This window comes from Leptodesmis sp., from assembly GCF_052746595.1.
On sequence record NZ_JBRAGO010000147.1, the window covers coordinates 1 to 8,053 of the forward strand.

The following is an 8,053-nucleotide window of genomic DNA, read 5'->3' on the forward strand; positions in this document are numbered from 1 at the left end:
GGTGTCGGGAGGATGTCACTTTCTCATTCCTTTTCTAAGTCTGCATGCCAATATTTCTATCCAATAGGGTGTAGATCTGGGGAGACGAGATGGGGGATAAGGAAATGGAAAGATTGCGATCGTAAATCGATGTGACGCAAAACTTTTAGTAAACCTCTAAGGTAGGCTTATTCAGTAAGAATATTTCGATTGTTCCAGGAAGGGAGCTTGTACCGTTGCTACCGTCTCATTTGTTTCGCTATTCCGCTCACGACAGACTGTTGTGCCTTAGTAATGGACATGGGGAAGATGTCATTGCTGTGCGAATCCTGCAAGCCCTGCAAGCCCAGCCGCAAGTTCCTAAACTGGCTGCTTTACCATTAGTTGGCGAGGGACGGGCCTATCAGCAGTTGGGAATTCCGCTGATTGGGCCAGTTAAGGCTATGCCATCTGGTGGCTTTATATATATGGATGGGCGGCAGTTTGTTAGAGACGTGCAAGGCGGACTGGTGCAGTTAACCTTGCATCAGTTTCAGGCAATTCGCCAGTGGGCCAAGCAGGGAGGCGGTATTTTAGCAGTTGGAGATATTGTGCCGCTAGTGCTAGCCTGGTTGAGTGGCATCCCTTATGCGTTTGTCGGGACGGCAAAATCAGAATATTATCTCCGGGATGAAACAGGGCGGCTGTTTCCTCAGACTTTTTTAGATGGCTGGTCAGGGTCAGTGTACTATCCCTGGGAGCGCTGGTTAATGAGCCGGCCCCGATGTCGAGCAGTTTTTCCCAGAGATAGTATCACGACTCGGATGTTGCAGAAATGGGACATCCCAGCTTTTGACCTGGGTAATCCCATGATGGATGGATTAGAACCCAAAGTGTCTCAAGCTCAGATGGATAATGCTCCTTTGCCAGTTGGCAGACGGTTCACCAGGAGTACACGGGAGACTTCATCGGTGCTAACTGCAACATCAGAGAGCGTTTTAACCCGTTCTCCCTCTCAACAAGCGATACTCACGATTACCCTGCTGCCCGGTTCCCGATCGCCGGAAGCTTACGAAAACTGGCAACGAATTCTGCTGGCCGTCAATGGCATCATTGCCATGGCCGCTCCTGAGCCTGTCATATTTCTAGCGGCAATTGCTCCCAGTTTGAGTCTGGAGTCTTTCAGCTACCCGTTGAGATTACAGGGTTGGCAATCCATTCTAGCCGCCCAACTTACTCAGACTACCCTACAATCTTTTCCTGACCCTACGGCGCAGTGGTTTATCCGGGATCAGGCAGTTTTAGGGTTGAGTCAGCAGGCTTATGGGGATTGTTTACACCGGGGAGATTGTGCGATCGCGATGGCAGGCACCGCAACGGAACAATTTGTGGGATTGGGCAAACCTGCAATCACCCTACCGGGCAAAGGCCCCCAATTTACCCCTACCTTTGCGGAAGCCCAGACCCGGTTGCTGGGGGAATCGGTTTGCTTAGTGGCTGATCCGGCTGATGTTGCCGTCACCCTTTACCGCCTTCTGACTGATACAGCTGCTTTGGAACGAATTGCCGCTAACGGTCGCGATCGCATGGGAATACCAGGAGCCGCAGGCCGCATTGCTCAATGCTTGATGCAGCAGTTCCAGACTATATAGAAAAAACCACGAAATAGAAAAAACCACAAAAATAGGCCACTGTATCCTCAGTGACCCACTCTGTTATCAAATACTTGTTTTTATGTAGCAGAGTTAAACCGTTCATCAGCAAACTGTATTTCTGCCAACTCTTTTCAGGAGACAGAAGCTGCAACCGCAATCAGGCCACCCACCAACAGCAGAGCACCTAATCCAAGGATAATGGAGTTCCGCTTTTGAGTATTTGTGGGAGGCTCTGCCTAGTACATCTTTGGCTCTACGGCAAAGTTGTTTGGGCGGCCACCGTCTTCAACTGTATAACGCATGAAACTTCCTCAATTTTTGTTAACCCTAACTGCACTAGGGATGAATTACAATTAAGCTTATTAAACTTCGTAACAAATCGCAACGATCTTGAGAGAAATTTGTGTCAGTCAAGGATGAGCATCAGCAAAAGAGACGCGGCTAATCGCGTCTCTTTTGCTTACTTGACAGTTCCGGTTAGGGGTGAACTGGCGCTGGCATAGGCTTTGATGGGAATGCGTCCGGCCTGGTGAGCTAAATATCCGGCTTCTGTGGCCAGTTTCATTGCTCGAGCCATAGCAACCGGATCTTGAGCCTGGGCGATCGCGGTATTAATCAACAAGGCGTCTGCGCCCAATTCCATCGCTTGAGCCGCTTCACTGGGCACTCCAATTCCAGCATCGACAACAACAGGAATTTTGGCATTCTCGATAATGATTTGGATATTGGCGGCATTCTTCAAGCCTTGACCAGAACCGATCGGCGATCCCAAAGGCATCACCGTGGCACAACCCGACTCTTCCAGGCGTTTCGCCAGTAAAGGATCGGCATTGATGTAAGGCAAAACAGCAAAGCCTTCCTTGACCAACTGTTCGGCAGCTTCCAGAGTGCCAATGGGGTCGGGGAGCAAGTATCGGGGATCGGGAATGACTTCCAGTTTGACAAAATTGTTATCTTCCTGGCCCAAAAGTTTTGCCATCTCCCGACCCAAGCGGGCCACCCGTATGGCTTCCTCAGCCGTTTGGCACCCTGCAGTGTTGGGCAGCATCCAGATCTTTGTCCAGTCCAGGGCTTCAGCCAGTCCTTCATGGCCGGGAGCGTTCGTCTGTACCCGACGCACAGCGACCGTTACAATCTCGCTACCACTAGCAGCAATGCTCTGCCGCATTTCATCAAAATTTCGATATTTTCCTGTGCCCGTCATCAGCCGGGAGTGAAAGATTCGCCCCGCGATCGCCAACGGCTTTTCTAATGGGCGATCAAATGTTTTTTCCAGAGTTTGCATGGTTGTGTGTATCGTCTACTCATCCCTAGAATAGCGCTCTTGGGATGCCCTGTTGGATCTCGATGAGACCACTGTAGGGTAGAAAAATTCGCCAATCTTCCTTGTTCAGATCCCGCCTCAGATCCCCCGGTTGATTTAACATTTCGGGGGCAACGGCTGGATTGTCCACAATTTTCCTGGGGTTTTCAGGGTCATCTCTCTATCCACCTCCCTAGCCTCTGATCATTCTCTCACACCAACCGATGCTTCAGCCAGAAGGCCAGCAGCGGCCTTGTAATTTGATAACCATACTCCGGGCCGTACACCAACCCTTTTTGTTGCAGGCTGGCCAGTGCTCCTTGTAGTCCACCACCACGAGAGAGGTGATGTTTCTGGATGTATTCGCGGGCATGGGGACTGTCAGTAGGGTCGAGAGCAAGGCTTTCCAGCACTCTTACCTGGCTAGAAGGCAACAACATTAACAGGGATTCAAAGGTCAGGGACAGATCTTCGACCAGGGTAAGGGTACTGTGATAAATCTGGTGAGGTTGGAGGACGGCGATCGAGGATTGGGGGTGAGGGATTGGGGGGTAGGGATGGGAGGCGAGAGTTGCAAATGGGTCTGGGTCAGGATGATCGGGCATCGATCGCTCAAACTCAGATACCTGATGGTCAAGCCAGAGACGACGAGCTACGGTAATGGCGGTTCCCATGTCTCCCTGGACGTAATTCAAAAATAAGTCGAGGGCCTGGGAATCTAATTTGAGATTCTGAGCCGCCATTGTCTCTACCAACCAGGTTGCTACCTCGTCCGCTGGTAACGGCCCCAACAAAACAACCTGCATATTGCTTTGCTGCACCCAACTTTCAGCGACTGTGGCAATCAAAGCATAGCTGACCCGACTCTGTTGCTGAATTTCCTGGCGGAGATACTTCTCCCATTGCTCGGAACGATCCCAGGAGCGAATGTGAGGAAAGTTTTGAAACACAATGACAACCCGACAGCCAAGCCACTCGGCCAGACGTTGAGGCAGCGAGAGCAGTGTTTGAAATAATGTCCATTCTTCTTTAGGGGAGATATGCCAGACCAGCCGCGATCGCCCACTACTGGCTTGCTCTAGCACAACGGGCTGGCGATCGCTCCACTTCTGAATCAGGGTCAATTCCTCTGGAGCCTCAAATGCCGCCAAAATTCCCTCGGCCAGCAACGTCAGAAAGCGACTACTGTGGGTGGCTCGCAGGCAATCAATCTCAATTATCCTGGCTCCGACCTCGCGGGCCGCATAGCGAATTAAGGTGCGGCGACCACTTCCCGGTACTCCGGCTATCAAAAGATCACCATCCTCAGTCAGCACCTGACTGATCTGACGCAGTTCTGCTTGCCGACCCACTAAATTTACAGGAGTGAAGGGGTTGGCAATCATGTCAATGTCAACTTATGCGAAGTACTACGAAGTCTGTATCTCCGAACAGGTAGCGTCAATCCCTGTTAATTGGCATGTAGCCTAGAGCTTCCACGGAAGCAAGATTGGCATCTGCAACGCTAGCGAGGCTCTATGATAGAAATGGCTCCCAGCGTATATTATAAACTAATTAGGAATTTCGCTTTGTGTCGCTGCGCTATTCTTCCCCAGCTACAGGGTGGGGAGTGGGCCTTTATTGTGTTATGTTTTCTATGCCTTATCCCCCTTTCTGATCCAGCCTCAAAGCGGCTTCTAATGCGGCTTTTTCTCTTGCCCGATTGGCAAAGGGTTGCAGTGAAGCTTGATCCCGTCCCGTAAGAATGGATAAATCTTCCAGGCTCATGCCTCGCATTACCATTTCGACACACCAGGTTTGTTGTGCCTGTTCGATCGCGGGCGATCGGCCTTCGGGAATTAATAATCCTGCTGTCCAAAGTTGCCACTGTTGGCGTAATTCTGGCTCTGAGAGCGGCTGCCCCTGGGAGTTGAGAAATAGTGCAGTCTGGTTATCTTTGCGGCTTTTTAACCATTGGGTTAAGGGGTTACGCAGGTAAGAGCCATACCGTTTACCCAAAATCCACTGGTTGATGGGAACTTGTCGTTCACGATCGCCCGTAATCTGTAAATATTGTTGATGGGCATCATGAAAGTAATGCGATCGCTCTAGTTGAGTCATCTCAGCAGTACTTAATCCAGTTCCAAATAACACATAGGCTAGTGCATAGTCTTGTAAACCCAATTTTTTAGCCTGCTGTAAGATTTTATGCACCAAATCTGTAGATAAATCAGCTACTTCCTCTACTACAGAGGTCACACTGGTAACATTCTGCATGACAGGAGTAGTCAGCGGCGGTAGGAGTGAGGCGGGAGATACAGCGCCGTGTAAAAATAAGGTTACTAAATTTTCTAGAAAATCTTCCCGGTCTTGCCAGAGTTCATGAAACTCGCTAGTGAACTCAATCACGGCATAACCTAACAACATCCCATTTAGCAAACTGGCCAGTTTTTCAGCCGTCAGGTAAGAGTGCAATTGGCCACGATCGATCACCGTTTGAAAATATTCAGCGACATAATGATTAGCCTGAGTGAATCCCCGACCCAACGCCGCCCGATTTTCGGCAGGAAACTGTCCCGCTTCTCCAACGACCGAGCGTACCACTTCAGGAACGCGATCGAGCGCATGTAAACAGGCCGTTGCGTAATCCTTCAGCGCCTGGCAGATATTCCCGGTTTGATTCGCCTGCTGCACCAGGGTCTGTCCCAGTTGAGTGAAAACAGCGGCTTCTTCAATGACCGCTAGCAGTAGCCCATGTTTGCTGCCGAAGTGGCGAAATAGCGTAACTTCATTGACACCTGCCGCTTCTGCAACTTGTTTGGTCGTTGTTGCGGTCACCCCCTGAGAGGCAAATAATTCCAGCGCCGTATGGATCAACCGGTGCCGGGTTGGGTTTTGGGATAAAGCCATAGTATGGGTGCAAGTACCACTTGCAGGAGTGAGAATTACTTGTTAAGCTTACAGATGTAAGTGACACTTGCATTTTTTCAGAGTGCAGCAGTGTTACTTCTTCAGTATGGCGGATTTAGCTGGAAACTCTCGGTAAAGCCAATGGCCCGTTGGTAAAAACGCCCTGGTTTGACTCTGACATTTCAAGGATTTTCATGACTTCTAATACGGTAACGAACGACGCTCCGAAGCAGTCGTTTACTTTCAATTGGATCAGTGTGGCATTTTTTGCAACGATTCATGCCCTGGCGCTGCTGGCTCCCTGGTTTTTCTCCTGGTCAGCGCTGGGAGTAGCGATCGCCCTGCACTGGTTATTTGGCAGCATTGGGATTTGTCTCGGCTACCATCGTTTGCTGACTCATCGCAGTTTGCAGGTACCCAAACCCCTGGAATATGCGATCGCCCTGATTGGTGCCATGGCGGTTCAGGGAGGGCCAATTTTCTGGGTTTCTGGTCACCGTGCCCATCACTTGCACACCGAAGATATCGATAAAGATCCCTACTCCGCACGGCGAGGGTTCTGGTGGAGCCACATGGGTTGGTTGTTCTATCAACGGCCAGAAGTGTTTGACTACAATATTTACCGCCAATATGCCCCTGATTTAGAAAGGCAGGCATTTTACCGCTGGCTCGATCGCTACTTCCTGCTTCTCCAAATTCCTTTGGGAATTGTTCTCTATCTGCTGGGCGGTTGGTCGTTTGTGATTTATGGCCTGTTTGTGAGAGCCGTTACCCTCTGGCACAGCACCTGGTTAATTAACTCCGCTACTCATATGACAGGCTACCGCAGCCACGCATCGGATGATAATTCGCGCAATCTCTGGTGGGCGGCAATTCTTACCTATGGCGAAGGGTGGCACAACAATCACCATGCTTACCCCAATGTTGCCAAAGCAGGCTGGAAATGGTGGGAAATTGACATGACTTGGTGGGCGATCGTCTTGCTGCAACGACTGGGATTAGCCCGTCGCGTGATTATGCCTCCACGGGGTTGAGAGTTTTAAGGCCATTTGCAGAAAAATTTATACTGGGAAATCATAGGGGCTTAGTCCTTCTAATGCAGCAGCAGGGCTGAAAGGCGTTAGGGTCAAAGCGGTTAGCTTGTCTACCTGTTGCTCAAAGGCAGCGCCAGACGTAAATCCAGCTTTACCACGGGATTCTAGGGTTTTGAATTCTTGCAGGTATTGACTGGTGTACTGGTCAACTAACCCAGGGTAGGACTGGATAATCAGGGTCTTCTGGTACGCCAATTCCTGAGCCGATTGATGGGCAGAGGATGCCAGCGATCGCACATCCTCAAGTGCGGTATGTTGGACCAGTGCTGCTTCACTTGCAACGGCAGACTCGGCTCTTTGCCTTTGCTGGACAATTTGAGCTAATGGAGCGCTCGGTAACTGGGAAGGTTGAGATGAGCGATCGGCACTCCGTTGCTGGCTGGGATACTGTGGGCGCTTCAGGTTGGGCAAGTCTGGTGATTTGCTTTGAGATGAGGTCTTTAGAGCATCTGTATTAATTGGCATTGGAAATCTCCTGAATCAGTAATTGTTTGAACTTGTCGATAAATCGGTACCGCTTGAGGAATAGAACCAAGCTGGTCAGGGTGGCTAAATCACTGTTGTCATAGAAACCAAATTCGTTTGGCTCTATGCACAACTCTGCAAGCCACCATTGCAAGGTTCTTTTAGGAACCCGCTTCCCTCTTGTTCTTGACAAGCGCCAAGATAATTCCTGCAAGGTATGACCTTTGGGCTGAATAAGAGTCTGAGTCACGGTTCTAGGTCTTTGCAGCAGCAGAGTTAGAGGACTGGGCCAACCAACAAGGTCGCCCAGTTGCTAACCTTGCAACCTTTCTGGTCGAGCTAGGGTTGAGGGATGCCAAGGCAAGAGGGGACTATACCCCCCAAAAGCCCAATAATCAAGGAAGTTAGGAGCGATCGCACTAATGTTGAACGACCCTGAGCGTGAGGAGTGGCAGACGGACTATGAGGCGATATTGGCCGATTCGTTAGAAGAAGCTCAAAAGAAGTGTCAGGAGTTGGCAGAAGTCAGAGAGGTCTGGAACTGTTAGAAATTAAGAAACCATCCAGGAAAGGGGGAAAGTCGTATGTCTGCAAATTCGGCGGTTTTGTTGAAGGATCGGAATCAACTGAGGATTCCTAATAGAGAGCGATCGAGTGTTTTAATGGGACAATTAAAGGGCTTTGATGTA

General features: G+C 50.0%; 8 protein-coding genes and 2 pseudogenes. 4 read left to right on the top strand and 6 right to left on the bottom strand.

Annotated elements, in window-relative coordinates; translation table 11 throughout:
* The first annotated feature begins 215 nt into the window (after positions 1 to 215).
* On the top strand, positions 216 to 1,610 hold the full coding sequence (locus ACUVQO_RS21415) for a lipid-A-disaccharide synthase-related protein (protein ID WP_445927851.1): 1,395 nt from the start codon (positions 216 to 218) through the stop codon (positions 1,608 to 1,610).
* 134 nt (positions 1,611 to 1,744) lie between these two features.
* Here the strand turns inward: ACUVQO_RS21415 and ACUVQO_RS21420 are convergent.
* From ACUVQO_RS21420 to ACUVQO_RS21435, 4 genes and pseudogenes are all read right to left on the bottom strand, one after another.
* A pseudogene (locus ACUVQO_RS21420) lies at positions 1,745 to 1,837 on the bottom strand (photosystem II assembly protein Psb34); the annotation flags it as partial.
* Positions 1,838 to 2,073: 236 nt separating this feature from the next.
* Positions 2,074 to 2,898, bottom strand: a complete 825-nt coding sequence (locus ACUVQO_RS21425) for a thiazole synthase (RefSeq protein ID WP_445927852.1) — start codon at positions 2,896 to 2,898, stop codon at positions 2,074 to 2,076.
* Between the two features lie 230 nt (positions 2,899 to 3,128).
* Positions 3,129 to 4,301 carry an AAA family ATPase gene (locus ACUVQO_RS21430; RefSeq protein ID WP_445927853.1) on the bottom strand — a complete coding sequence of 391 codons (1,173 nt, stop codon included), beginning with the start codon at positions 4,299 to 4,301 and terminating at the stop codon, positions 3,129 to 3,131.
* 256 nt (positions 4,302 to 4,557) lie between these two features.
* Entirely contained in the window at positions 4,558 to 5,805 is a 1,248-nt protein-coding gene (locus ACUVQO_RS21435; RefSeq protein ID WP_445927854.1) for a TetR family transcriptional regulator, read from the bottom strand.
* 194 nt (positions 5,806 to 5,999) lie between these two features.
* On the opposite strand from ACUVQO_RS21435, the gene ACUVQO_RS21440 reads away from it, so the two are divergent.
* Positions 6,000 to 6,839 (top strand): acyl-CoA desaturase, encoded by an 840-nt coding sequence (locus ACUVQO_RS21440; protein WP_445927855.1) that lies wholly within the window; start codon positions 6,000 to 6,002, stop codon positions 6,837 to 6,839.
* A gap of 27 nt (positions 6,840 to 6,866) precedes the next feature.
* On the opposite strand, the gene ACUVQO_RS21445 is transcribed toward ACUVQO_RS21440, so the two are convergent.
* Both ACUVQO_RS21445 and ACUVQO_RS21450 read right to left on the bottom strand, forming a co-directional pair.
* Complete coding sequence (locus tag ACUVQO_RS21445) at positions 6,867 to 7,364, bottom strand: hypothetical protein (RefSeq protein WP_445927856.1); 498 nt, start codon at positions 7,362 to 7,364, stop codon at positions 6,867 to 6,869.
* Positions 7,354 to 7,518 (bottom strand): hypothetical protein, encoded by a 165-nt coding sequence (locus ACUVQO_RS21450; protein WP_445927857.1) that lies wholly within the window; start codon positions 7,516 to 7,518, stop codon positions 7,354 to 7,356. The genes ACUVQO_RS21445 and ACUVQO_RS21450 overlap by 11 nt, the downstream gene beginning before the upstream one ends.
* 128 nt (positions 7,519 to 7,646) lie before the next feature.
* Between ACUVQO_RS21450 and ACUVQO_RS21455 the strand changes: the two are divergent.
* Together ACUVQO_RS21455 and ACUVQO_RS21460 are read left to right on the top strand one after the other, a co-directional pair.
* Positions 7,647 to 7,772 (top strand): annotated as a pseudogene (locus ACUVQO_RS21455) (ribbon-helix-helix domain-containing protein); the annotation flags it as partial.
* 14 nt (positions 7,773 to 7,786) lie between these two features.
* Positions 7,787 to 7,912 (top strand): hypothetical protein, encoded by a 126-nt coding sequence (locus ACUVQO_RS21460; RefSeq protein ID WP_445927858.1) that lies wholly within the window; start codon positions 7,787 to 7,789, stop codon positions 7,910 to 7,912.
* The last annotated feature ends 141 nt before the right edge of the window (positions 7,913 to 8,053 follow it).